Origin of the sequence: Ideonella oryzae (genome assembly GCF_024055665.1) — a bacterium.
Taxonomy (GTDB): domain Bacteria; phylum Pseudomonadota; class Gammaproteobacteria; order Burkholderiales; family Burkholderiaceae_C; genus Ideonella; species Ideonella oryzae.
In genome coordinates this window covers 46,011-69,052 of record NZ_JAMXMC010000017.1, presented here as the reverse complement: position 1 = coordinate 69,052, position 23,042 = coordinate 46,011, and the positions used below count along the sequence as shown (strand labels likewise).

General features: G+C 69.0%; 27 protein-coding genes and 1 pseudogene. 14 read left to right on the top strand and 14 right to left on the bottom strand.

Annotated features, from left to right (window positions below):
* Positions 1 to 342: NAD(P)/FAD-dependent oxidoreductase (locus M0L44_RS20965; RefSeq protein ID WP_252772129.1), on the bottom strand; the 342-nt coding region annotated here is incomplete at its 3' end.
* A gap of 302 nt (positions 343 to 644) precedes the next feature.
* Between M0L44_RS20965 and M0L44_RS20960 the strand changes: the two genes are divergently transcribed.
* Genes M0L44_RS20960 through M0L44_RS20950 form a run of 3 tightly spaced genes read left to right on the top strand, consistent with a single transcriptional unit; the run spans position 645 to position 2,527 of the window.
* A complete protein-coding gene (locus tag M0L44_RS20960; protein WP_252772128.1) occupies positions 645 to 1,427 on the top strand; it encodes an SDR family oxidoreductase in 783 nt (260 codons plus the stop codon).
* The gene (locus tag M0L44_RS20955; RefSeq protein WP_252772127.1) at positions 1,411 to 2,106 is read left to right on the top strand and encodes a YceH family protein; all 696 of its coding nucleotides are present in this window, start codon (positions 1,411 to 1,413) and stop codon (positions 2,104 to 2,106) included. Before M0L44_RS20960 ends, M0L44_RS20955 begins: the two co-directional genes overlap by 17 nt.
* On the top strand, positions 2,096 to 2,527 hold the full coding sequence (locus M0L44_RS20950) for an acyl-CoA thioesterase (RefSeq protein WP_252772126.1): 432 nt from the start codon (positions 2,096 to 2,098) through the stop codon (positions 2,525 to 2,527). Before M0L44_RS20955 ends, M0L44_RS20950 begins: the two co-directional genes overlap by 11 nt.
* A 30-nt stretch (positions 2,528 to 2,557) precedes the next feature.
* Here the strand turns inward: M0L44_RS20950 and M0L44_RS20945 are convergent, their stop codons facing one another.
* Complete coding sequence (locus tag M0L44_RS20945) at positions 2,558 to 3,109, bottom strand: PAS and helix-turn-helix domain-containing protein (protein WP_252772125.1); 552 nt, start codon at positions 3,107 to 3,109, stop codon at positions 2,558 to 2,560.
* Positions 3,110 to 3,218: 109 nt separating this feature from the next.
* On the opposite strand from M0L44_RS20945, the gene M0L44_RS20940 reads away from it, so the two are divergent.
* The 4 genes from M0L44_RS20940 (at position 3,219) to M0L44_RS20925 (ending at position 6,379) form a co-directional block, all read left to right on the top strand.
* Positions 3,219 to 3,917 (top strand): CoA transferase subunit A, encoded by a 699-nt coding sequence (locus tag M0L44_RS20940; RefSeq protein ID WP_022980990.1) that lies wholly within the window; start codon positions 3,219 to 3,221, stop codon positions 3,915 to 3,917.
* 19 nt (positions 3,918 to 3,936) lie between these two features.
* Positions 3,937 to 4,575, top strand: a complete 639-nt coding sequence (locus M0L44_RS20935) for a CoA transferase subunit B (RefSeq protein WP_252772124.1) — start codon at positions 3,937 to 3,939, stop codon at positions 4,573 to 4,575.
* Positions 4,576 to 4,748: 173 nt separating this feature from the next.
* Positions 4,749 to 5,186 (top strand): Hsp20/alpha crystallin family protein, encoded by a 438-nt coding sequence (locus M0L44_RS20930; RefSeq protein WP_252772123.1) that lies wholly within the window; start codon positions 4,749 to 4,751, stop codon positions 5,184 to 5,186.
* Between the two features lie 140 nt (positions 5,187 to 5,326).
* Entirely contained in the window at positions 5,327 to 6,379 is a 1,053-nt protein-coding gene (locus M0L44_RS20925) for a S1C family serine protease (RefSeq protein ID WP_252772122.1), read from the top strand.
* A 34-nt stretch (positions 6,380 to 6,413) separates the two neighbouring features.
* On the opposite strand, the gene M0L44_RS20920 is transcribed toward M0L44_RS20925, so the two are convergent.
* The 3 genes from M0L44_RS20920 to M0L44_RS20910 all read right to left on the bottom strand — a co-directional run bounded on the left by M0L44_RS20920 (position 6,414) and on the right by M0L44_RS20910 (position 8,857).
* Entirely contained in the window at positions 6,414 to 6,851 is a 438-nt protein-coding gene (locus M0L44_RS20920) for a hypothetical protein (RefSeq protein ID WP_252772121.1), read from the bottom strand.
* A 229-nt stretch (positions 6,852 to 7,080) separates the two neighbouring features.
* Complete coding sequence (locus tag M0L44_RS20915) at positions 7,081 to 7,533, bottom strand: LapA family protein (RefSeq protein ID WP_252772120.1); 453 nt, start codon at positions 7,531 to 7,533, stop codon at positions 7,081 to 7,083.
* Positions 7,534 to 7,624: 91 nt separating this feature from the next.
* Complete coding sequence (locus M0L44_RS20910) at positions 7,625 to 8,857, bottom strand: YbfB/YjiJ family MFS transporter (RefSeq protein ID WP_252772119.1); 1,233 nt, start codon at positions 8,855 to 8,857, stop codon at positions 7,625 to 7,627.
* A gap of 58 nt (positions 8,858 to 8,915) precedes the next feature.
* Here M0L44_RS20910 and M0L44_RS20905 point away from each other — a divergent pair, with 58 nt between their 5' ends.
* Entirely contained in the window at positions 8,916 to 9,734 is an 819-nt protein-coding gene (locus tag M0L44_RS20905; RefSeq protein ID WP_252772118.1) for an AraC family transcriptional regulator, read from the top strand.
* Positions 9,735 to 9,740: 6 nt separating this feature from the next.
* Here M0L44_RS20905 and M0L44_RS20900 read toward each other — a convergent pair whose 3' ends face one another.
* The 4 genes from M0L44_RS20900 to M0L44_RS20885 form a co-directional block, all read right to left on the bottom strand.
* The gene (locus M0L44_RS20900) at positions 9,741 to 10,286 is read right to left on the bottom strand and encodes an NADPH-dependent FMN reductase (RefSeq protein WP_252772117.1); all 546 of its coding nucleotides are present in this window, start codon (positions 10,284 to 10,286) and stop codon (positions 9,741 to 9,743) included.
* Positions 10,287 to 10,379: 93 nt separating this feature from the next.
* Positions 10,380 to 11,594, bottom strand: coding sequence for an efflux RND transporter periplasmic adaptor subunit (locus M0L44_RS20895; RefSeq protein ID WP_252772116.1), 1,215 nt, complete (start codon positions 11,592 to 11,594; stop codon positions 10,380 to 10,382).
* 5 nt (positions 11,595 to 11,599) lie between these two features.
* Positions 11,600 to 13,981, bottom strand: coding sequence for an ABC transporter permease (locus M0L44_RS20890; protein WP_252772115.1), 2,382 nt, complete (start codon positions 13,979 to 13,981; stop codon positions 11,600 to 11,602).
* Positions 13,982 to 13,985: 4 nt separating this feature from the next.
* Positions 13,986 to 14,708, bottom strand: coding sequence for an ABC transporter ATP-binding protein (locus M0L44_RS20885; RefSeq protein ID WP_252772114.1), 723 nt, complete (start codon positions 14,706 to 14,708; stop codon positions 13,986 to 13,988).
* Positions 14,709 to 14,870: 162 nt separating this feature from the next.
* Between M0L44_RS20885 and M0L44_RS20880 the strand changes: the two genes are divergently transcribed.
* From M0L44_RS20880 to M0L44_RS20870, 3 genes are all read left to right on the top strand, one after another.
* Positions 14,871 to 16,718, top strand: coding sequence for a gamma-glutamyltransferase family protein (locus M0L44_RS20880; RefSeq protein WP_435526450.1), 1,848 nt, complete (start codon positions 14,871 to 14,873; stop codon positions 16,716 to 16,718).
* Between the two features lie 107 nt (positions 16,719 to 16,825).
* Positions 16,826 to 16,978, top strand: coding sequence for a hypothetical protein (locus M0L44_RS20875; RefSeq protein WP_252772112.1), 153 nt, complete (start codon positions 16,826 to 16,828; stop codon positions 16,976 to 16,978).
* Between the two features lie 63 nt (positions 16,979 to 17,041).
* Entirely contained in the window at positions 17,042 to 17,188 is a 147-nt protein-coding gene (locus M0L44_RS20870) for a hypothetical protein (RefSeq protein WP_252772111.1), read from the top strand.
* 392 nt (positions 17,189 to 17,580) lie between these two features.
* Here the strand turns inward: M0L44_RS20870 and M0L44_RS20865 are convergent, their stop codons facing one another.
* Positions 17,581 to 17,982, bottom strand: a complete 402-nt coding sequence (locus M0L44_RS20865) for a hypothetical protein (RefSeq protein ID WP_252772110.1) — start codon at positions 17,980 to 17,982, stop codon at positions 17,581 to 17,583.
* A 234-nt stretch (positions 17,983 to 18,216) separates the two neighbouring features.
* On the opposite strand from M0L44_RS20865, the gene M0L44_RS20860 reads away from it, so the two are divergent.
* Both M0L44_RS20860 and M0L44_RS20855 read left to right on the top strand, forming a co-directional pair.
* Complete coding sequence (locus M0L44_RS20860; RefSeq protein WP_252772109.1) at positions 18,217 to 18,522, top strand: hypothetical protein; 306 nt, start codon at positions 18,217 to 18,219, stop codon at positions 18,520 to 18,522.
* Between the two features lie 56 nt (positions 18,523 to 18,578).
* The gene (locus M0L44_RS20855) at positions 18,579 to 19,364 is read left to right on the top strand and encodes a glycine-rich domain-containing protein (RefSeq protein WP_252772108.1); all 786 of its coding nucleotides are present in this window, start codon (positions 18,579 to 18,581) and stop codon (positions 19,362 to 19,364) included.
* A gap of 88 nt (positions 19,365 to 19,452) precedes the next feature.
* Here M0L44_RS20855 and M0L44_RS20850 read toward each other — a convergent pair whose 3' ends face one another.
* From M0L44_RS20850 to M0L44_RS20835, 4 genes and pseudogenes are all read right to left on the bottom strand, one after another.
* Entirely contained in the window at positions 19,453 to 19,815 is a 363-nt protein-coding gene (locus tag M0L44_RS20850) for an FKBP-type peptidyl-prolyl cis-trans isomerase (RefSeq protein WP_252772132.1), read from the bottom strand.
* A pseudogene (locus M0L44_RS20845) lies at positions 19,810 to 20,157 on the bottom strand (FKBP-type peptidyl-prolyl cis-trans isomerase); the annotation flags it as partial. The gene M0L44_RS20850 and the pseudogene M0L44_RS20845, both read right to left, overlap by 6 nt.
* Positions 20,158 to 20,260: 103 nt before the next feature.
* A complete protein-coding gene (gene gluQRS, locus M0L44_RS20840) occupies positions 20,261 to 21,196 on the bottom strand; it encodes a tRNA glutamyl-Q(34) synthetase GluQRS (protein WP_252772107.1) in 936 nt (311 codons plus the stop codon).
* Positions 21,186 to 22,193, bottom strand: a complete 1,008-nt coding sequence (locus tag M0L44_RS20835) for a LysR family transcriptional regulator (RefSeq protein WP_252772106.1) — start codon at positions 22,191 to 22,193, stop codon at positions 21,186 to 21,188. Before M0L44_RS20835 ends, gluQRS begins: the two co-directional genes overlap by 11 nt.
* A 115-nt stretch (positions 22,194 to 22,308) precedes the next feature.
* Here M0L44_RS20835 and M0L44_RS20830 point away from each other — a divergent pair, with 115 nt between their 5' ends.
* Positions 22,309 to 23,010, top strand: coding sequence for a pirin family protein (locus tag M0L44_RS20830; RefSeq protein WP_252772105.1), 702 nt, complete (start codon positions 22,309 to 22,311; stop codon positions 23,008 to 23,010).
* The last annotated feature ends 32 nt before the right edge of the window (positions 23,011 to 23,042 follow it).

Sequence of the window (23,042 nt, the reverse complement as noted above, 5' to 3'; positions counted from 1 at the left end):
TTCCGGCAGCAGGCCGTGCGGGGTCTGCTTGGCGCCGGTCTCCGACAGGAACAGCACCTCGTCCTCGGTGACGGGCTGGTTCAGCGGCGCGCCCAGTTCCTTCCAGTTCGGGAACAACTCGGTGAGGGCCTTGGGATCCATCACCGCGCCCGACAGGATGTGCGCGCCAGGCTCCGAACCCTTCTCCAGCACCACCACATTGACCTCGGCGCCCTTGTCGGCGGCCAACTGCTTCAGGCGGATCGCGGTGGACAGCCCGGCCGGGCCACCGCCGACGATCACCACGTCATATTCCATCGATTCGCGGGGGCCGTATTGGGCAAGAAGCTCGGCGGAAGTCATGGTCTGTCCTTGGGTGGGATATGAATTGTTGTCAGAACCCCGGCCTTCAGGGCGGAACCCGGGGTGCTTGTCTGCGCAGGGATTCTAGCGATTTGTAGACAAAAATAGCACGAACGTTCGTTTCTGAAAATAAGGGGAGCCCCGGCGGCTCCGAGCCCGGCGGCGAGGGCGCCGATGACAGACAGGCGTGCTATTGTTTCCCGAGCCGACGACACAGGACGGGGCCCGGACAGGGGCACCTGGGTCGCCGATGGTTTTTATCCGCATCGAGTTCCAGTCCGGGCCCCGTGCCCGCTTCATCCATGAGCTACAACATTGATCTTTCGGGCCGTGTGGCCCTCGTGACCGGCGCTTCCAGCGGGCTGGGCGCACAGTTCGCCAAGACGCTGGCGCGTTCAGGCGCTGCCGTGGTGCTCGCCGGTCGGCGCATTGACCGTCTCAAGGGCCTGCGTGCCGAGATCGAGGGCTCCGGCGGGGACGCCCATGTGGTCGAGCTGGACGTGACTGACGTGGACAGCATCAAGTCGGCCGTGGCCCATGCCGAGACCGAAACCGGCACGCTGGACATCCTGATCAACAACTCGGGCGTCAGCACCACGCAGAAGCTCACCGACGTCAGTCCCGATGACTACGACTACGTGATGAACACCAACACCCGCGGCGCTTTCTTCGTCGCGCAGGAGGTGGCCAAGCGCATGATCGCCCGCTCCTGTGGGGCGGCACCAGGCACCTTCACGGGGGGGCGCATCGTGAACATCGCGTCGATGGCCGGTCTGCGGCCGCTCAGCCAGATCGGTGTCTACGCGATGAGCAAGGCGGCAGTGGTGCACATGACCAAGGCGATGGCCCTGGAGTGGGGCCGCCATGGCATCAATGTCAACGCCATCTGCCCGGGCTACATCGACACCGAGATCAACCACCGCCACTGGTCCACCGACGCGGGCCAGAAGCTGGTCCAGATGCTGCCCCGCAAGCGCGTGGGCCAGCCGCAGGATCTGAACGCGGTGCTGATGATGCTCTGCGCCAACGAGAGCCACTTCATCAACGGTGCCGTGGTGCAGGCCGACGATGGATTCGGACTTTGAACCACTGAGCCCCGCCCAGGCGCGGGTGCTGGGCGTGCTGGTCGAGAAGCAGCACACCGTGCCGGACAGCTATCCGCTGTCGCTCAACGCGCTGGTGTCCGGCTGCAACCAGAAGACGGCCCGCCAGCCCGTGATGGAGCTGGACGAGCCCACGGTGCTGCAGGCCCTCGACGAGCTCAAGCGACGTCATTTGGTGGTGGAGGTCAGCGGCAGCCGCGTGCTGCGCTTTGATCACAACACGGCGCGCGGCTTGGCGGTGCCCGGCCAGGCCGTGGCGCTGCTCGCCATGCTGATGTTGCGCGGCCCGCAGACGGCGGCCGAACTGCGCCTGAACTGCGAGCGTCTGCACCGCTTTGCCGACATCTCCTCGGTCGAGGCTTTTCTGGACGAGTTGGCAGCCAAGACACCGCCACGGGCGGTCAAGCTGCCCCGTGCGCCGGGCGAGCGCGAGGCCCGTTGGGCCCACCTGCTGTGTGGTGAACCCGCGCAGGCCTCCGAAGGGCGATCACCGGTCACTGACGCAGTGGGCGCATCCTCTCTGGACGAGATGCGCGCCGAGCTGGATCGGCAGGCGGCAGAACTGGTGGCGCTGCGCGCAGAGCTCTCGCAGTTGCGAACCCAATTGCAGAACGAACTGGGGCTGAGCGCCCCCACTCCCGAGATTCCCGATGCGATTTGAACTGCCCGCCGAGAAGACCCTGGTCTTCGACATGGTGTTGCCCATGCGTTGGGGTGACATGGACGCCTACGGCCACATCAACAACACCGTCTATTTCCGCTACTTCGAGAGCCTGCGGGTGGACTGGCTGCTGAGCCTGGGCCGCCCCTTGCAGGATGGCGGGAGCGGGCCCGTGGTGGTCAACGCCTTCTGCAGCTATCTGCGCCAGGTGACATACCCCGGGGAACTGCGGGCTTGCCTGTACGTGGGCCAGCAGGGCCGCAGCAGCATGGAAACCTTCTTCACGCTGGAGCGCACCGACGAACCCGGCGTGACCTGTGCGGAGGGCGGTGCCACCATGGTGTGGATGGACTTCGCCACCGGCCGTTCGGTGCCCATGCCGGATTGGCTGCGGCAGGCCGCCTGTCCGGCCGCGGATTGAACCACCTGCCGTCCCGCGGCGGGCGCGGCCTCAGTGTTCGCCCGCCAGCAGCCGGTGCACCAGCTCGGCGGTGGTGCCAGCGCTCATCTTGCGCATCAGCCGCGCGCGGTACACATCCACCGTGCGCGGGCTGATGTCCAGCTTGCGGCCGATCTCCTTGCTGGTCAGGCCGTCCACCAGCAAGGCGGCGATCTCCCGCTCGCGGCCCGTGAAGTCCACCTTCAGCACCCGGCGGGCGGACAGATCCTGGAAGCTCCAGACGCCGGCGGCATGCGGATCCTCCGGGTCCAGTGCGCGGCCGGCCACATGGCACCAGAACAGCTCGCCGTTGGCCCGGCGCATCACCCGGTCGTCGGCGTAGCGGCCCTGTTCGTCCAGGGCGGCCAGGATGCGGTCACCCGTGCGCTCGAATTCGGCGGCGCTGGGGTAGAGCACCTCGAAGGACTGGCCGATCAGTTGTTCGCGCTCAGCTTCGAAGATGGTCAGCAACTGCCGGTTGCAGTCGACGATCAGGCGGTTGCGCGACATGACCATCCCGATGGGGGCCATTTCGAAGGCAGTTCGGTAATCCAGTTCCAGCATGGCGGCGAAGCTTAGCTGGTTCGGCCTTACTGAATTTTGCGTAACGACTACTTAATGCGTTACGTAGTACGCTGAGGGCATCCCCTGAAACCCGCCTGGAGGCGACCCGATGAACAAGATCTACCCGAGCGCGGCGGCTGCGCTCGACGGCATCATCCACGACGGCCAGCTGCTGGCGGTGGGTGGTTTTGGCCTGTGCGGCATTCCCGAGGCGCTGATCGACGCGCTGCAGGCCACCGGCAAGAAGGACTTCACCGTGGTGTCCAACAACGCCGGGGTCGATGGCTTCGGCCTGGGCAAGCTGCTGGCCACCCGGCAGATCAAGAAGATGATTTCCAGCTACGTGGGCGAGAACAAGGAGTTCGAGCGCCAGTACCTGAGCGGCGAGCTGGAGCTGGAATTCACCCCGCAGGGAACCCTGGCCGAGCGCCTGCGCGCCGGCGGGGCCGGCATCCCGGCCTTCTTCACCCGCACAGGCGTGGGCACCATCGTGGCCGACGGCAAGCCCACGCAGGAGTTCGACGGCAAGACCTACGTGATGGAGCGTGGCATCGTGCCCGAGGTCTCGCTCGTCAAGGCCTACATGGCCGACACCAGCGGCAACCTGCGCTTCCGTCGCACTGCGCGCAACTTCAACCCCAACGTGGCCATGGCCGGCAAGATCACCGTGGTGGAGGTGGAGAAGATCGTCGAGAAGGGCGCCATCGACCCCGACGACGTGCACCTGCCGGGCATCTTCGTGCACCGCATCGTGCTGAACGCCACCCCCGAGAAGCGCATCGAGCAGCGCACCACCCGCAAAGCCTGAGCCGCGAAGGAGAACGAACATGGCATGGACCCGTGACGAGATGGCGGCCCGCGCGGCCAAGGAACTGCAGGACGGTTACTACGTGAACCTGGGCATCGGCCTGCCCACCCTGGTGGCCAACCACGTGCCCGCGGGCATGGAGGTGTGGCTGCAGAGCGAGAACGGTCTGTTGGGCATCGGCCCCTTCCCGACAGAAGAAGAGGTGGACGCCGACATGATCAACGCTGGCAAGCAGACGGTGACCACGCTGCCGGGCTCGTCCATCTTCAGCAGCGCCGACAGCTTCGGCATGATCCGCGGCGGCAAGATCAACCTGGCCATCCTGGGGGCGATGCAGGTCAGCGAGAAGGGCGACCTGGCCAACTGGATGATCCCGGGCAAGATGGTCAAGGGCATGGGCGGCGCGATGGACCTGGTGGCCGGCGTGAAGAACGTCGTGGTGCTGATGGAGCACGTGGCCACCAAGAAGGACGGCACGACCGACCTGAAGATTCTGCCGTCCTGCACCCTGCCGTTGACCGGTCTGGGTGTGGTGGACCGCATCATCACCGACCTGTGCGTGCTGGACGTGACGCCGCATGGCCTGAAGGTGGTGGAACTGGCGCCGGGCGTGACGTTCGAGGAAGTGCAGGCCAAGACGGGCGTGCCGGTGCACTGACAGGACGCCGGAATCTCTCCTCAAGGGCCGCAAGGCCCTTTTTTCATGTGGGGCCGAGGGGCCTTGATGCCGGGCAAGGCGTCCCTACATGGGATTCATCACGATGCTGGCGTGCCGCTGCCGTGCTGGTGCGGCACCCCGTTCGGAATCGACAGTTTTGAAAGGAGATGCACATGGCCAATCTGCCCAACCTGCCTGTGAGCCGTACCAGCCTGTTCGATGAGTTCTTCCGCGACATGGCCCCGGGCTTCTTCGTCCGTCCGCTGCATGGCGATCCGCTGCCCCAGCAGATCAAGGTGGACGTCAAGGAAGACGCCGAGAACTTCGTGGTCCACGCCGAGCTGCCGGGCGTGGCCAAGGAGGACATCCACGTGACCATTGATGGTCCGGTGGTGGCGCTGAGCGCCGAGGTCAAGCAACTCGACGAGCAAAAGCGCGATGAGCGTGTGCTGCGCAGCGAGCGCTATTTCGGGTCCATTTCCCGCAGCTTCCAGCTGCCGGTGGACATTGATGAGGCGCGGGCCAGTGCCAAGTACGACGCGGGCGTGCTGACCCTGACGCTGCCCAAGAAGGCTGCCACGCAGGGGGTGCGCAAGCTGCAGATCGACTGAGCATGACCATGGGGCCGATGGAACATCGGCCTCGGACAGCGCGGGCTTCGGCCCGCGCTCTCGTTTTGTTGGTGACCTGAACGCACTCCGCACGACGCACCATGCGCCTTGTCCAGATCCAGACACTGCTTCTTCTGTTGATGCTTTCGTTGGCCGGTGCGCCCGACCCGGCCCAGGCCCGGCCGGCGGCCACGCCGCGTGCCGTGGCACCCCGAGGGGCGCTGGATGCGGAAGAGCAGAACAACATCGCCGTCTTCAAGAACGTCTCGCCCTCGGTGGTCAACATCACCGCGCTGGGGCTGGAGCGGGACTTTCTGTCCCTCAACGTGCAGCAGGTGCCCCAGGGCACCGGCACCGGCTTCGTCTGGGATGCGCAGGGCCACATCGTCACCAACTTCCATGTCATCCAGGGCGCCAATGCTGCCCGGGTGACCCTGGCCGACCAATCCAGCTACAAGGCCGAACTGGTGGGCGCATTTCCGGACCGGGACCTGGCCGTGCTGCGCATCCAGGTTCCCGAGGCCAAGCTCAAGCCCGTGCCCTTGGGCACCAGCCGGGATCTGCAGGTGGGTCAGAAGGTCTATGCCATCGGCAATCCCTTCGGGCTCGACCAGTCGCTCACCACGGGCATCATCAGCGCGCTGGGCCGCGAGATCGAATCGGTCACACGCCGACCGATCAAGGGCGCCATCCAGACCGATGCCGCCATCAACCCTGGCAACTCCGGCGGCCCGCTGCTCGATTCGGCAGGCCGGCTCATCGGCGTGAACACGGCCATCTACAGTCCTTCCGGCGCCAGCGCGGGCATCGGCTTCGCCATCCCGGTGGATGAGGTCAACCGGATCGTCCCGCGGCTGATCCGCGACGGCCGCATGGTGCGGCCAGCCCTGGGCGTGACCACCGCCCCGCCCGAATGGAACCGCGCGCTGGGCCTGCCCAAGGGCGTGGCCATCGTGCGGGTGCAGCGCCAGGGGCCGGCTGCGCAGGCCGGGTTCAAGCCTTTCAGCCGGGGAGACGGCGGGGTGGTGCAGGGCGATGTCATCACCACCATCAACGGTGAGGCGGTGGCCACGCTGGACGACATGCTCACCGCGCTGGAGAAGCTGCAGCCGGGCGATGTGTGCACCGTGACCCTGTGGCGGGCCGGTCAGACCCGCCAGCAGCGGGTGACCCTGGCGGCTTCCGAAGATTGAGTCGCGCCTGCCCGAGGACGGGCAGGGCGCTCGCTCAGGCCGCCAGGAAGAGCTGACTGATCGGCTGGACCGAGGCCCGTGCCATCTGTGCGCCTTCCACGGCCTTGAGCCGCACGACCCGCTGCTGCAGCTCGGCATTCACCCCGCGCGGCAGATTCAGCCCGTCATGGGTGCAGCGGATGGTGTCGGGCTCCACACCCAGGGCCACGAGGCGCTCAGTGAGCCGTGCGAGTGCATCCGATCGGGTTTCGTGGGAATCCTGGGCGCAGGAGCCCAGCACCAAGTAGTGGCGGCGGTCGGCGCGCAGGGTGTCGTCCAGCCACTGGCGCAGCTCGTCCAGTTCGGCCAGGGTGAGCTCATCCGGATCCTCGGGCAGGCGCAGCACGAACTCATCGTCCAGGCGCAGGAGGAGGGCCATGGCGTCGGCAGCGTGACGCAGTGCGTTCTTCTGCGGGGCGGCGTTTCTGGTCATCGTGCAGTCTCCTGGGGTCGGCTGTAGAAGAAGAGGAACGAGGTCCCATTCTAGATTTGGACAAATGCGAGCATTGATGGATGCTGCTTGCGCGTGCCACGAGGGGAAGGCGGGCTCCGGCCACGCCGCACAGCGGCTCGCGCGCACATGCCACGCATTGGAGTGCCCGAGGAATACCGTGTGATGAAACGGCATCCCAGCGCCGTCGGGTCACGTCCCCGGTGCGAATTCAGCCCAGGCGGGCCAGCGCACGGTCCAGCTTGTCTTCCATTTCAGCCAGGTGGGCGCTGAGCTCGCGCACCACCTCGTCCGAACGGGCCAACAGACGCTGCTCCGCACCCTGGTGCTCTTGTTCCAGCCGGGTCACCAGGGCGTCCAGCCGGGCCTGCAGTTCGGTGAAGCGCGAGGCCTCGGCCTGGTCGGCCAATTGGCGCTGGGCCTGCAATTCCTTGGTGAAGCGGCGCGACTCCATCAGCAGATGGGCCTGCTGCGCGACGATGTAGAACAGGAACAGGCCGGAGATCACCACCGTGGCGCCCAGCAGGATCAAGCCCAGCGGTGCCTGCACCTGCACCAGGCCCAGTGACAGGGTCGATGGCGCGCTCAGCGCCTGCCAGTTCAGGGCGCAGAACAGGCCCAGCAGAAACAGGGCGATCAACAAGGCGAGGGTGCGGATCTTCATAGGGTCCTTTCGTCATCGGCCCCGGCGCCATCTGGCGTGATCCGGAGCGATCGGGGACCCCTGAGTATGCGCGCCGGTCGGCGCCTGTCTGTCAGACAGTGGCGCGATCGCCGGCCAGCCTCCGCTGCTGCCGATCCAGCAGCCCCAGCAGCACCATGCCGAGGGCCATCATGGCGGCGGCCATCCACAGCGCGCCCTGGTAGCTGCCGGTGCGCTGCGCGATCTGCCCCGCCACGGCCGGCGCCAGGATCTGGCCGGCGCCGTAGCTCAACGTCAGCCGGGCCATGGCGCGCGCCGGGTTGGCGGGCTCGTGGCGGCCCACATAGGCCAGCGTCAGCCCGACGATGCCGATGAAGGTGGCGCCGTACAACACCGCGCCCAGCAGAGCGGCGGCCAGGCCCTCGAAGAACAGCGGCAGCAGGAAGGAGACGATCTGCACCGCATAGGCCGCCAGCAGGGCGCGCACGTCACCCGCGCACCGGGCCAGGCGGTCCCACCAGATGACGGCTGGGGCCGCGGCCAGGCCCACCACCACCCAAGTCAGGTTGCCGCCGCCGGCCATGCCGGGCTGGCGCACGACGATGGCCACCAGGAAGGTGGCGCTGATCACATAGCCCACACCCGCGCAGAAGTAGGCCGCCGGCAGCAGCAGGCCCAGACGGGGCGGGGCTGTCGCAGCAGGGCCACCAGCGGCCGCAGGCGCTGCGGTGGCGGGCTTGGGTGCCGGGGCCGGCATCCAGTGCCAGGCCGGCACGGCCAGCAGCACCGTCAGCAGGCCCAGCGCCTGCCATTGGGCGGCCCAGTCCAGGTGATGAGCCATCAGCATGGCGGCCACGCCCGACACGGCCAGCCCCAGGCCCAGGCCGATGAAGTGAATGCCCAGCTCCGGCCGGCGCCCGTGGGTGACCAGCCAGGCCAGCACCATGCCCGAGCCCAGCAGCATGCCGCCCACCGCCGCCACACCGGCGATGAAGCGCAGCAGGCCCCACACCCACAGCGTCTGCGTCAGACCCATGCCGGCCGTGCCGATCACGCCGGTCACCAGGCACAGCCGGTAGGCTGCAAAGCGCAGGCGCGGCTGGTGCAGCCAGGTGGCCACCCAGCAGCCCGCCATGTAGCCCGCGTAGTTCCACGACGCCAGCCAGCCCCCGGCCGCGGCGCTCAGGCCCGCCTGATCCTGCATGACCGGCAGCAGCGGGGTGTAGGCAAAACGGGCCAGGCCCACGGTGAGCAGCAGGGCGCACACGCCGGCGGCCAGCACCTGCCAGGGCTGCAGCTCGCGCGGGGCGTGGGGGGAATGGGTCCGAGGGGCTGCCGTGTCCATGCCCCATTCTGAAAACCCCAGGCCTGTCTGTCTGTCGACGGAAGGACAATGACTGTCGATGAAACGACAAGCAGCGTCCCCCGAACCCTGGCAGCCCCTGCAGCGCCCGGAAGATCAGGAGGAACCCTGTCCTCTGGCGCTGCGCGTGCAGTCGCTGCCGGCGCGCGGTTTCTTTGCGGAACACACCCACCCCTGGCACCAGTTCGTCTATGCCAGCACCGGGGTGCTGACGGTGACGGCCGCCGGCCAGTGCTTCGTCATCGCGCCCCAGCAGGCGGTGTGGGTGCCGGCAGGGTTGCCGCACCGCACCGGCTCGCTGCTGGGCGCGGAGTTCCGCAGCCTGTATGTGGCGCCCGAGGCCCTGCCGGGGCCGCAGGGGCGGTGCGCACTGCTGGCGGTCACGCCCTTTCTGCGGGCGCTCATCCTGGAGGCCGGCAGCCTCTCGCCCGAGGAGCGCAGCGGCCCCGATGCCCAGCACCTGTTCGCACTGATCCTCTCGCGCCTGGCCCGCCTGCGGCCCCTGCCGGCGGCCTTGCCCTGGCCCGATTCACCCGGCCTCGCGCCCCTGTGCGAGGCGCTCTATGCCGATCCGGCCGACCCGCGCGACCTGGCGGCCTGGGCGGCCCAGCTGCACCAGAGCGGCCGCACCCTGAGCCGGCGCTTCCAGCGCGAGACCGGCATGACCCTGCGCGCCTGGCGCCAGCGCCTGCGCCTGTTCAAGGCGGTGGAACTGCTGGCCGGCGGGCAGGACGTGACCCAGGTGGCGCTGGCACTGGGTTATGCCAGCCCCTCGGCCTTCACCGCCATGTTCCACCAGGCCATGGGGCAGCGCCCCAGCGCCTACCGGCAGACGGTCGGTGCGGCCTCGGGCGGCTGAACGTCCTCAGCCCTGGGGCAGCGCGGCCCGCAGGGCCACCATCTGCTGGCCGACCAGACCACGCAGCTTCTCGTCCACCAGATTGCCCTCGCCATCGAAGGCGCCGGCAAAGGCGTTGGCGAACACCTCCGGCTTGTTCAGCGGGTGCAGGTCCAGGTACACGCAGACCTGGCGCAAGTGGTACTGCGCCCGCGAGCTGCCCATGCCGCCGGCCGCGCCCATCAGGGCCACCGGCTTGCCCGCCAGCAGCGCGTTGTTGGGCTCGCGCGAGGCCCAGTCCAGAATGTTCTTCAGCGCCGGGGCCAGCGAATAGTTGTACTCGGTGCAGGCCAGCACCAGAGCGTCGGCCTGGCCGATCTGGGCCAGCACGCGCTGCACGCTGGCCGGCTTCTCGGTGATGTCGGCGTTGTAGAACGGGATGTCCGTCAGGTCGGCAATCTCCATCGACACGCCCTCGGGCAGGGCGGCCTGGGCGGCGCGCAGCAGGCCGCGGTTGGTGGAGGCGCGGCGCAGGCTACCGGCGATGCCGAGAAATCGGGGGGATGCGGTCATGGTCGCTCCAGCAAGTCACCCGCGGGCTGCGGGTGTCGACCCCATTCTGGCCCGGGTGGGCGTGCCGTGCGTGTCAGAGCCTGCGGCGGGCGCTCACGGGCTGTTGCGCGGGCTCACCCGGGCGCCGTCGCGCACCGCCTCGGGCGGGTAGATGATCACCGACTGGCCCGCCTGCACGCCTTCGCCCAGCCAGGCCTGCTGGGCATTGCGACCCCGCAGGGCCACCGTGTGCAGCCGGGCATGGCCGCCGTCCAGCACGAACACGCCCCAGCCTGCCGCCGCGCCACCGTGGTCGGCCGGCAGAGGGAACAGCGCGCCCACCGGCACCGTCAGCACCCGGGCCTGCTGGCCGGTGATGATGCGCACGCCCACCCGGTAGCCGTCGCCCAGGGCCGCCCACTGCGCGGGCGGGCTGGTCAGGTCCATCAGCACGTTTACCCGCTGCTCCTCCACCCCCAAGGCCGACACCTTGGTGAAGCCGCCGGGCTCCACCAGCCGCACCTGGGCCTGCAGCGGCACCGGGCCGCCCCAGCCCTCGATGCGCACCGGGCTACCCGGGTGCACCTGCAGGGCGTCGGTGGTCAGCAGCTCGGCCAGCACCTCCAGACGCCGGGTGTCGCCCAGCTCCAGCAGCGGGGTGCCCAGTGCCACCGTGGCCTCGCTGGCCTGGTGCACCTTCAGCACCCGGCCGCTCACTGGCGCGCGCACTGCAAAGGGCTCGCCGGCCTCGATCTGCTGGGCGGCCTGCAATGCAGCGCGGGCCTGCTCCCACTGGAAGCGGGCGGTGTCCTCGGCGGACCGGGCGGCCTCGTGTTCGGCGCGGGCCTGGGCGGCGGCCAGGGCCTCGTTGTCCAGCTGGCTGGCCGAGACAAAGCCCTGGCCGGCCAGGTCGGCACTGCGGCGCAGCGCAAGCTCGGCCTGCGCCAGCCGGGCCTGGGCCGCCTGGGCCTGATGGCGGGCCGCCTGCAGCGCCGCCTGGGCCGCGGCCAGAGCGGCCTGCAGCTGGGCCCGGTCGCGCGCGCCCAGCAGGGGGCTGAGCGCCGGCTGCAGCGTGGCCAGCACCTGGCCGGCCTGCACGCTGTCACCTTCGCGCAGAGTGATGCGCTGCAACTGGCCGGCCAGCGGCGAGGCCACCACGAAGCGGTCGCGCAGGCGGGTGCGGCCGTCCTCGTCCACCGTGGTTTCGAAGGGGCCCAGGCGGGCCGCCGCCACCTCCACCTCCACCGGCCGGGGCCGGAAGGCCCAGCCCAGCAGCAGGGCGGCGGCCGCGGCCGCCAGGCTCAGGGTGATCCAGGAACGTCGTTGCATGGCGGTCACTCGCGGGTCTTGAGGGCGGCGACGATGTCGAGCCGGTCGATGCGCCGTCGCACCACCAGCGCGCTGGCCAGCCCGGCCGCGGTCACGCACAGGGCCGCCCAGGCGTAGCTGCGGGGCTGCAAGGCCACCGGAAAATGGAATTGGTTGCTCTTGAGCAGTTCGGTCACGGCATGCACCAGGCCGCTGCCCAGCAGCATGCCCAGCGGCAATGCCACCGCGATGGACAGGCCCAGCTCGCCCAGCAGCAGGGCCGAGACCTCGCCCCGGGTGAAGCCCAGCACGCGCAGGCTGGCCAGTTCCCAGGCCCGCTCGGCCAGGGCGATGCGGGCATTGTTGTAGACCACGCCGACCGCGATCACCGCGGCGAAGGCCGTCAGCACCGCCCCCATGATGCGGACATTGCGGGCACTGACCTCCTGCATGTTGCGCAGCATGCTGGCCTTGCTGAAGGCGCCGGCCACCTGCGGCAGGGCACGGGTGGCCGCCAGGAAGGCGTCCTCCTGTCCGCGCGCCACCTGCACGAGGTAGGCATTGGCCAGGTCGTAGTCACCCAGCAGACGGTTGAGGGTGTGCAGGTCCATGTAGGCGTTCAGGCCCATCATCTCGTCCACCACCGCGTCCACCGGCAGCTGCAGCACCCGGCCACGGCCCTCCAGCACCTCCACCTGCACGGTGTCGCCCACGCGCAGGCCCAGCTTGGTGGCCAGGCGGTCGGTCAGCAGCAGGCCCTGGCCGGGCACCGGGTGCACGCGGTTGTCCAGGTCCACCGCGCGCAGCAGTTGCGCATCCGGCGGCTGACCCAGGATGCCCGCGCGCTCGCGGTGGTGGCCGTTGACCAAACTGACCGCGACCTGCCGGGCCGGCTCCACGGCCAGCACCCCGGGCAGGCGGGCCAGTTCCAGGCCGGCCCGCTGCGGCCCGGGCTCGTAGAGCCAGACCTGCACATCGGCCCGCATGCGCACGTGGAACTGCATGTCCATGATGCGGTCCATCGCGTCGCGGAAGAAGCTGCCCATCACCACGATGGCCACCGACGCCGCCACCCCGCCGATGGACAGGGCGGTGCGCAGCGGCCGGCGCTCTATCTGCCGCAGAATCATGCGCAGCGTGGTGTTCAGGCGGCTCAGGCCCAGGCGTTCGGCCAGGGTGCGGCGGTAGCGCCCGGGGGCCGGCGGGCGCATGGCCTCGGCCGGGGCCAGCCGCACCGTGGCGGCAATGGCGTTGAGGGTGCCGGCCACGGCGGTCAGCACGGCCGTGCCCACGCTCAGCAGCACCAGCCAGGCCGGCAGCACATGCACGAAGCGGGGGAAGCGGAAGAACTCGGCGTACAGGCCGGTGAGCATGCGCCCCAGCACGCTGCCCAGCCCCAGGCCCAGCAGGCAGCCCAGCGCGACGATGAGCAGCACCAGCTTCAGGTAGTGGGCGCCAATGCTGCGGTTGGGGTAGCCCAGGGCCTTGAGGGTGGCGATCTGCTCGCGCTGGGTGGCCACCAGGCGCGAGACCACCACGTTGAGCAGAAAGCTGGCCACCCCCAGGAAGATGGCCGGCAGCACGCTGCCCAGCACATGCTGCTCCTTGATCTCGTTGTCCAGCATGGCGTGGGAGGTCTGGTCCTCGCGGGCGATGGCCTCGCGCCCGCCGTAGCGGGCCAGTCGGCGCTGCAGCGCGTCGCGCACCGTCGGCAGGTCGGCCCCGGGGGCCAGCTTCACCGCCACGTGGTTGAAGGCGTCGGCCATGTCGTAGGCCGCGGCCAGGGCCTCGCCATCCACCCAGAACACGCCGAAGCCGCGCTGGTCGGGGATGCCGAAGGGGCCGGCGAAGATGTATTCGGGCGACAGGGCTGTGCCCGTCACCACCAGCGTGCGCTGGCGGCCGTTGACCAAGGCGGACAGGCGGCTGCCCGGCGCGAGCCCGCGGGCCTGGGCAAAGGCTTCGGACACCCAGACCGGCAGCGTGCCGTCGCTGCGCGGCCGGCCGGGGTGCTCGGCCGCATCGCCCGCATGGGGCCCGCGCAGCGTGGTCAGGTTCAGGCGGGGCCGGCGGCGCGCGTCCACACCGATCAGGTGGCCGATGATCGGGTCGTTCTGCCCCTCGATCTGCACCCGCACATCGGCTTCCGCCGTGGTCTGCACATCGGCCACGCCGGGCAGAGCGCGCAGGGTGTCGGCCAGCGACAGCGGTGCGCGCTTGAGGCCGACGAACACATCGGCAAAGTGGCCCTGGGCGTAGAAGGCATCGCGCGCCCGCGCCAGCGAATCGACTGCCGACAGGGTGGTGATGAAGCCACCCACGCCACTGGCCACCACCAGGGCGATGGTGAGCGCCTGGCTCCACATCAGGCGCAGGTCGCGCAGCAGCTTGAGGTTCAGGGCCTTCATCGCGCTACCAGGCCAGGTCCGAGGGGGAGAGCTTGTGGGTGTTCTCCACCACCTTCTGGATGCGTCCGTCGCCCAGGTAGACCACCCGGTCGGCCATGCCGGCAATGGCCGCGTTGTGCGTGATCACCACCGCCGTGGTGCCCAGCTCGGCGTTGATGCGGGCGATGACCTCCAGCACCAGCTTGCCGGTCTGGTAGTCCAGCGCGCCGGTGGGCTCGTCGCACAGCAGCACATCGGGCCGCTTGGCAATGGCGCGGGCGATGGCCACCCGCTGCTGCTCGCCGCCGGAGAGCTGGGCCGGGAAGTGGTCCCGCCGCGGGCTCAGGCCGACCCGGTCGATGGCCTCGTCCACATCCATCGGCGAAGCCACGATGTCGGTCACCAGGGCCACGTTCTCGCGCACCGTCAGGCTGGGGATGAGGTTGTAGAACTGGAACACGAAGCCCACATGCTCGCGCCGGTAGCGGGTGAGGGCGGCCTCGTCGGCACGCGTCAGGTCGTGGTCGGTAAAGCGCACCTCGCCTTCACTGGGGGTGTCCAGCCCGCCCAGGATGTTGAGCAGCGTGCTCTTGCCGCTGCCCGAGGCGCCCAGCAGCACCATGAACTCGCCACGCCGGATGTCCAGCGACACGTCGCGCAACGCCGTCACAGCCACCTCGCCCTGGCCATAGACCTTGCTCAGGTGGTGGATCTGGAAGACGACCGGGGCGGTGGCAGAAGAGGGCATCGCGCAGGGGAGGTGGCCTGACCCATTCTTGGAGTGCGAGGTCCGCAGGGGCTTGACCGGCATCAAGCTGGGCGGGCGCTAGGATGGGGCGATCCGCCACCCTGCCCAGGTCGCCCGATGAACGGTCTCCCATCCCAGACATCCGCCCCCGCCGACCCTCTGATGCCCCTCGGGGTGAGCCCTCGCCGGCGCGGCCTGTGGCGGGCGGGCCCCCTGGTGCTGGCCCTGGGCCTGGCGGCTTGCCAGGGGCCCGGGCCCGCGGCGCTTCCTTCCACCGCACCGGCCAGCCTGGCCCCCGAACAGGCCACCGGCTGGCAGGCCAAGCCCGGCTGGTGGTTTGACCACCAGGCCGTGGCGGCCGCCAACCCGCTGGCCGCAGCAGCCGGGGCCGAGATGCTGCGCGCAGGCGGCTCCGCCGTGGACGCCGCCGTGGCCGTGCAGATGGTGCTGGCCCTGGTGGAGCCCCAGTCCAGCGGCATTGGCGGCGGCGGCTTTCTGCTGCTGTGGGACGGCCATGCCCTGGAGGCCTGGGACGGCCGCGAGACCGCGCCCGCTGGCGCCACTGAACGCCTGTTCCTCAAGCCCGACGGCCAGCCCATGGCCTTTGCCGACGCGGTGCAGGGGGGCCGGGCGGTGGGCGTGCCCGGCGCCGTGGCCATGCTCGAAGCCGTGCACCGCGCCCATGGTCGCCTGCCCTGGGCCCGGCTGTTCCAGCCCGCCATCCGCCTGGCGGACGCCGGCTTTGCCATCAGCCCCCGCCTCTACAGCCTGCTTCTGGACAGCAAGGTGCTGAAGGCCGACCCGGCCGCCCGGGCCTATTACTACCAACCCGAGGTGGCCGGCCAGGCCCTGCAGCCCTGGCCGGTGGGCCATGTGCTGCGCAACCCCGCGCTGGCCGAGGTGCTGCGCCGCATCGCCCAGCAGGGCAGCCGCGCGCTGCTGACCGGCCCGGTGGCTGCCAGCATCGTGGCCAAGGTGCGCAGCCACCCCGGGAACCCCGGCCTGCTGACCGAGGCCGACTTGGCTGCCTACCTGCCGGTCAAGCGCGAGGCCCTGTGCGCCGACTGGCGCACCCTGCGCGTTTGCGGCATGCCGCCGCCCTCGTCAGGCGAAATCGCCATCGCCCAGATCCTCACCCTGCTGGACGCGCTGCCCCCGGCCAGCGGCCCCGCGCTGAAGGACGGCCGGCCCACGGTGGAGACGCTGCACCGCTACACCGAGGCCTCCAACCTGGCCTTTGCCGATCGAGGCCTCTATGTGGGCGACCCGGCCTTTGTGAAGCCGCCAGCCGGCCGCTGGGCCAGTCTGCTGGACCCGGCCTACCTGCACCAGCGCGCCACCCTCATCGGCCCGCGCGCCATGGGCAGTGCCACGGCCGGCGTGCCGCCCGGCGCCACCGTGGCCTATGGGCCAGCCGCCCCGCAGCCCGAGCACGGCACCAGCCACATCAGCATCGTCGATGCGCAGGGCCAGGCCATTGCCTTCACCACCACGGTGGAAAGCGCCTTCGGCACCGGCCTGCTGGTGGATGGTGGCACCGGCCTGCCCGGCGGCTTCCTGCTCAACAACCAACTGACCGACTTCAACTTCGCCCCCGACGACGCCCAGGGCCGGCCCACCGCCAACCGCGTGCAGCCCGGCAAGCGCCCCCGCTCCAGCATGAGCCCGACGCTGGTCTTCCGGCGCGACAACGGCCAACTGCTGATGACCCTGGGCTCCCCGGGCGGCGCGGCCATCATCCATTACGTGACCAAGCTGCTGCTGGCCACCCAGGTGTGGGGGCTGGATGCGCAACAGGCCGCCAACCTGCCCAATTTCGGTAGCTTCAACGGCCCCACCGCGCTGGAAACCGGCCAATTCGGCCCAGACACCATCGCCGGCCTGAAAACCCTGGGCCACGAGGTGCGCGAGATGGAACTCAACAGTGGTGCCCAACTGCTGGAGCGGCGCGAGGGCCGCTGGTTTGGCGCAGCCGATCCGCGGCGGGAGGGGGCGGTGGAGGGGGAGTGAGGGAAGCTGGGGCGGTGTGAGAACTCTCCCGCTGCAGCGCATCGCGAAGTTCCGGCATGCGCAGGCTGGTGTTAAGGTGAGTCCCCAACCGTCAGAAAGCAAGCTACATGGCCAAGCCCAACTACCAGTTCGAAAAGCGCCAACGCGAGCAACAGAAGAAGCAAAAAAAGGCGGAAAAGGCTCAGCGCAAGGCGCAACCAACGCCGCTGGCGCCAGAAGCGGACACCCAACTGGCGCCTGAGTACCACACGCCTGTGTGAGGGTGCTCTAGCGCTGGGTCCATATCACCCACTGCGACGCAGAACCGACACAAGGAGAACACCATGCCCAAGGGCGAACAGCGCAGCAACAAGATGGCGAAGAAGCCGAAGAAAGACACCAGCGCCCCCAAAGATTCAACGGCGGTTTCCACACGCCCCATACCGCCAACGACAACGGTTCTGCCCAAGGGAAAGCTCAAGACCAAATAGCCAGTCTTCATTTTCACGAAGACTCGGCCCGCTTCTGACCGGCAGAGCGTCGGCATGCGGGCAGGACCCGGTCAGCAGCAAGCCCCGCCTACCTGCACCAGCGCGCCACGCTCATCGGCCCGCGCGCCATGATCACGTCAGCAAACTGCTGCTGGCCATCCAACTGCGGGGGGCTGTACGCCCAACAGGCCGCCAACTGGCCCCAGTTCGGCAGCTTCAACGGCCCCACCGTGCTGGGGCCGGCCAATTCAACTCCGATACCACCGTCGGCCTGAAGTTCCTGGTCTACGAAGTGGGCAAGATGGAACTCAACAGCGGCGCGATGGCCGCTGGCTTGGTGCGGCCGACCCGCGGCTGGAGGGCGTGTTGGAGGGAGATTGACGATCGTGGTCTTACGGCGCAGTAGGGCAGGCACCCTTCACTGCTTTGTATCGAAACGCCGAAGTGCCAGCAGCGTTTTGGCCTGTTCCGTTGACCTTCTTGGCGTTTTTGCCCACCGTGGCGTTCCAGATCAGGGTCTCGCCCGTGGTGTCATAGACCATGACGCGCGTGAAATTGTTGCCAACGCAACTGTAGGAAGCACTGTTGGATCCAATGACAGCGGTTCCGTCGGCGGTGATCGGGTCAAAAGATCCGAACTGTGCATTCATGCTCCAACTGGCACCGTTGCTGTTGGTGGCAGAGATGCACATGGTTTTGCCGGCCAATTCCGGGCAGTTGTCAGCCCATGCAGCGCTAGACGACAGTCCGACCAGTGCAAACAAGATACCCGGCCACATTCCAGTCTTCAACATACGAATTTCCTCAAATTTCAGTTGTAAGTGGATGCTATGTTCTTGCCGGATTGGGTGATATCCCTTGAATGGAAGAGGATGGGGCGCGCGCGTTTTCGCGCCATGGGTTGGTGGAATTTCAGATGCCAACCCTATAAGACGCAGATGCAAAATGGATATATCAATAGATTTGATGATGTTTGGTGATAATGCAGGTCACGGGTGGTTGAGATCAATCAGATTTCCTGTGGATCCGTGAACTACGAACATCCAACTGCTTGCGGGGAAGACGTGATGAGACACGCCAGTCCTGATACCTTGACGACACTTCTGCCGCTGCTGGAAAGTTTTCGACAAGTGGGTAGCTTGGTGGAACGCAAGCCGGGCATCTTTTACCGTGGAGGGAAGGCCTTTCTCCATTTCCACGAAGACTCATCGGGCCTGTTTGCGGACGTCAAACTCGATGGGGCCAGCTTCACGCGGTGGCCCGTCAACACGTCCACCGAGCAGGCGGCGCTGTTGGACAGGCTGCAGCGGGCGCTGGGCTCGGCGCTGTCCTGACCGGCGGTGCGCCGATACTGTGACGGGGACGGCGACGGGTCATTTCAGGGACGTTCATGACGTTGACTCCGGTTCTGATGGGCGGTGCAGGGGCGATGCTGGGTGTGGTTTGGTGGGCACGCCATCTAGCTCGGCGCCGAGAGGCCTTCATCCGCAGGTATGAATTTCCCCCTGGCCTGATGGCCAGGTTGCAGGCCAGGCGCCCCGAACTGAACCCGGCCCAGTTGGAGCGGGTGGGGCATGGGTTGCGGCAGTTCTTTCTGGTCTACCTGGCGAGCGGATGCCGCTTCGTCTCCATGCCTTCGCAGGTGGTGGACGATCTGTGGCACGAGTTCATCCTCTACACGCGCCATTACCAGCAGTTCTGCCGCCGCGCCTTTGGAGGCTTTCTGCACCACCGCCGGCGTGTGGTGCAGAAAGCGGTGGTGCTGGGGCCTGACCGGCGGGGCAATGCTGGGCTGCGGCGTTGCTGGTGGCATGCGTGTCGGTTGGAGAGATTGGATCCGCGCGCGGCGCGGCGACTGCCGCTGCTGTTCGGGCTGGATGCGTCCCTGGGCATCGCCGGAGGCTTTCACTATGTGCCGGACTGCGGAGGCGTGCGCCGTGAGCGCGGGGCCGGGGATGGCGGCACACCCTACTGCGGCGCTGACTTTGCCAGTTCGTCCTTTGACGGCGGGGCCGATGGTTTTGGCGTTGATGGCGCTTCCTCCGGCCATGGTGGGCATCATGGGGATTGGGATGGGGGTGGTCACGGCCCTGGGGGGGATGGCGGCGGTGACAGCATCGGCGCAGACGGGGGTGGCGGTGGTGATGGTGGCAGCGGTGGCTGTACCGGAGATTGAAGGCCAGAAAGCACAACGGCCACCCGAGGGTGGCCGTTGGGGCTGAGCCGCCGAACGGCTCAAGAAGCTGAAAGCTGAAGGGGCCCGATCAGGCGCCCAGCAGTTCCACTTCGAACAGCAGGGTGGCGTTGGGGGGAATGACGCCGCCGGCGCCGCGCGGGCCGTAGCCCAGGTGCGGCGGGATCAGCAGCAGGCGGGTGCCGCCCACCTTCATGCCTTGCACGCCGTCGTCCCAGCCACGGATGACCATGCCGCGGCCCAGGTGGAAGCGGAAGGGCTCGTCGCGGTCCTTGCTGGAGTCGAACTTGGCGCCGCGGCCATCGGCGGCGCTGGGGTCGAACAGCCAGCCGGTGTAGTGCACGGTCACCGGGCGGCCGGCGCGGGCTTCGTCGCCACTGCCTTCGGTCACGTCGGTGATCTGCAGCGGCGGCAGTTCGGCCGTGGGCAGCAGTTCCACTTCAAACACCAGGGTGGCGTTGGGGGGAATGACGCCGCCGGCGCCGCGGGCGCCGTAGCCCAGTTCGGGGGCGATGGTCAGCACGCGCTTGCCGCCCACCTTCATGCCCTGCACACCCAGGTCCCAGCCCTGGATGACCATGCCGGCGCCCAGGTCGAATTCAAAGGGTTCGTCGCGGTCCAGGCTGGAGTCGAACTTGGCGCCGCGGCTGTTGGGGGCGGCGGGGTCGTGCAGCCAGCCGGTGTAGTGCACGGTCACGCTCTGGCCGGCACGGGCTTCGGCACCGTCACCGGTCACCAGATCGTCGATTTGCAGGCCTTGGGGCAGGGAGCTCATGGGCGGTCTTTCTTGTCGAATCTCGGAAAGGGCGGATCATGCCACCGTCCGCGCCGGGCCCGGTCGGCCGGGGGCTTGTGGATGTCCGCAGGCCAGGGCTGCGTCAGGTGCCGGGAACGGGCCAGCGTGCGGCCCAGGCCGGCACGGCAGTGCCCAGCCAGTCCGCCAAGTTGGCCCCGGGCAGGTCGGTCGGTAGGCCCAGGGCCTGGCCGGCCTGCCGCAGGGCGGCCAGCGGGTCGCGCAGGTCCAGCGGCGTGGCGCCGTTCTGCTTGGAGAGCTTCTGCCCGTCGGCCGCCAGCACCAGCGGGGTGTGCAGGTAGCGCGGGGTGGGCAGGCCCAGCAGGCGCTGCAGGTGGATCTGGCGCGGGGTGTTGTCGGCCAGGTCCTCGCCGCGCACCACGTCGGTGATGCCTTGCTCGGCGTCGTCCACCACCACGGCCAGCTGGTAGGCCCACAGGCCGTCGGCCCGCCTGAGCACGAAGTCGCCCACGGCCTGGGTCAGGTTCTGGGTCTGCGGGCCCAGGCGGCGGTCGGTCCAGTCGATGTGCCGGTCGCCGCCGTTGGGGGCGTCGGTGCGCAGGCGCCAGGCGCGCGCGGGTTTGCCCTGCAGGCCGTGGCGGCAGGTGCCGGGGTACACCAGCTCGCCATGCCGCGCGTGGCCGTGGCCCAGGGCCGCCTGGGCCTGGGCGATCTCCTTGCGGCTGCAGCCGCAGGGGTAGGCCTGGCCGGCGTCCACCAGGCGCTTCAGGGCCGCGGCATAGGCCTCGCCCCGGCGCGATTGCCACCACACCTCGCCATCGGGGTGCAAGCCGCAGCAGGCCAGTTGGCGCAGGATCTCTTCGCCCGCGCCGGGCACGCAGCGCGGGGTGTCCACGTCCTCGATGCGCACCCGCCACAGGCCGCCCTGGGCGCGGGCGTCCAGCCAGCTGGCCAGCGCGGCCACCAGGGAGCCGGCGTGCAGCAGGCCGGTGGGGGAGGGAGCGAAGCGGCCGATCCGCTGGGTGGGCCGGACGCCGGGAGCTTCTGGGTCAGTGGCCATGGGCGGCAGATTCCGCGCGTGGCAGGCCGCTGGGCAGGCTCAGCAGGGCCTGGCGGGTGGCCGGGCTTTCCAGCTGCTGCAGCCACCACTGCAGGGCCAGGCCGCGCGGCGCCTGCCGGGGCTGGCCCACCGCGGCGCTGCGCCAGGCATAGGCCAGGGTGGTTTCGCGGCGGGCGCGGCGCACCTCGCGCTGCACCAGGTGGCCCAGGGCCAGATGGTCGCGCACCATGGGCTCGGGCACGAAGCCGCAGCCCAGGCAGCGCAGCAGGGCGTCGATCTTCATCTGCATGGTGGGCACGGTCAGCACGTCCTGGCCCGGCAGCAGGTTGACGGTGATGGGCGAAACGCGCTGGGCCGAATCGGCCACGGCGATGGCGCGGTGGTGCAGCAGTTCGGCGTCGGTCAGCGGTTCTTCCTGGCCCGCCAGGGGATGGTGCGGCGCCATCACGAAGACGAAGTCCACCTTGCCCAGCGAGCGCATCTCGAAGCCCGAGGGCAAGACCATGTCGAAAGGCACGCCGATGGCCAGATCGGCCTGGCCGGAGAGCAGGGTGTCCCAGGTGCCGGCCAGCACCTCGGCGCGCAGGCGCAGCCGGGTGCCGGTGCCCTCGGTACCGCCCTGCGGCCGGATGGCGTAGAAGGCCTCGCACAGCTCCAGCAGGGTGCGGCGCGACAGCACGTCGTCCGCCGTGATGGTCAGCTGGGTTTCCCAGCCAGTGGCCACGCGGCGCACCCGGTTGGCCACCGCGTCCATCTGGGCCAGCAGGCGCCGGCCTTCCTGCAGCAGTTCCTCGCCCGCGGCGGTCAGCCGGGCCTGACGCGAGCGGCGGTCGAACAGCAGCACGTCCAGCGCGTCCTCCAGCTGGCGCACGCTGTAGGTGAGGGCCGAGGGCACCTTGCCCAGTTCGCGGGCCGCGGCGGCAAAGCTGCCGGTGCGGGCGATGGTGTCCATCATCGCGAGGGCGTCGGGGGTGAGAGCGTGGCGGCGATCGGGCATAAGAGGTTCATGTTATTTGAAAGATCGCTTCAAGCCCGGGGACATGGCCGCCCAGGGGGGCGCTCCTACATTGGATGCACACGGTTCCAACCACTACCCCGACAGGAGGCACACCATGATCACTCTGCGCAAGTCCGGCGAACGGGGCCTGGCCGACCACGGCTGGCTCCGCAGCTTCCACACCTTCTCGTTTGCCGACTACTACGACCCGGCCCACATGGGCTTCGGCAACCTGCGGGTGATCAACGAGGACCGGGTGGCGCCGGGCACCGGTTTCGGCACCCATGGCCACCGCGACATGGAGATCGTCAGCTATGTGCTGGACGGCGAGCTGGCGCACAAGGACAGCATGGGCAATGGCACGGCCATCCGCCCGGGCGAGGTGCAGCGCATGACGGCCGGCACCGGTGTGCGGCACAGCGAGTTCAACCATGCCGAAGGGCAGACCACGCATTTCCTGCAGATCTGGCTGCTGCCCGATCGCCTGGGCCACACCCCGGGCTACGAGCAAAAGGCCTTTTCCGATGAGGACAAGCGCGGCCGGCTGCGGCTGGTGGCCTCGCCCGACGGGCGCGAGGGCTCGGTGACGCTGCATGCCAATGCCAGCCTGCGGGCCGGCCTGTTCGACGGCGATGAGTCCGCCGAGCTGATGCTGGACCCTGCACGCAAGGCATGGGTGCATCTGGCCCGCGGCACGCTGACCGTCAACGGGCATGCTCTGCAGGCCGGTGACGCTCTGGCGCTCAGCGGCGAGACGCGGCTGGAGGTGTCCGGCGGCGAGGGCGCCGAAGTGCTGGTCTTCGACCTGGAAGCCTGAAGCGCAGCCCGCGTTCAGGCGGGCTGGGCCCG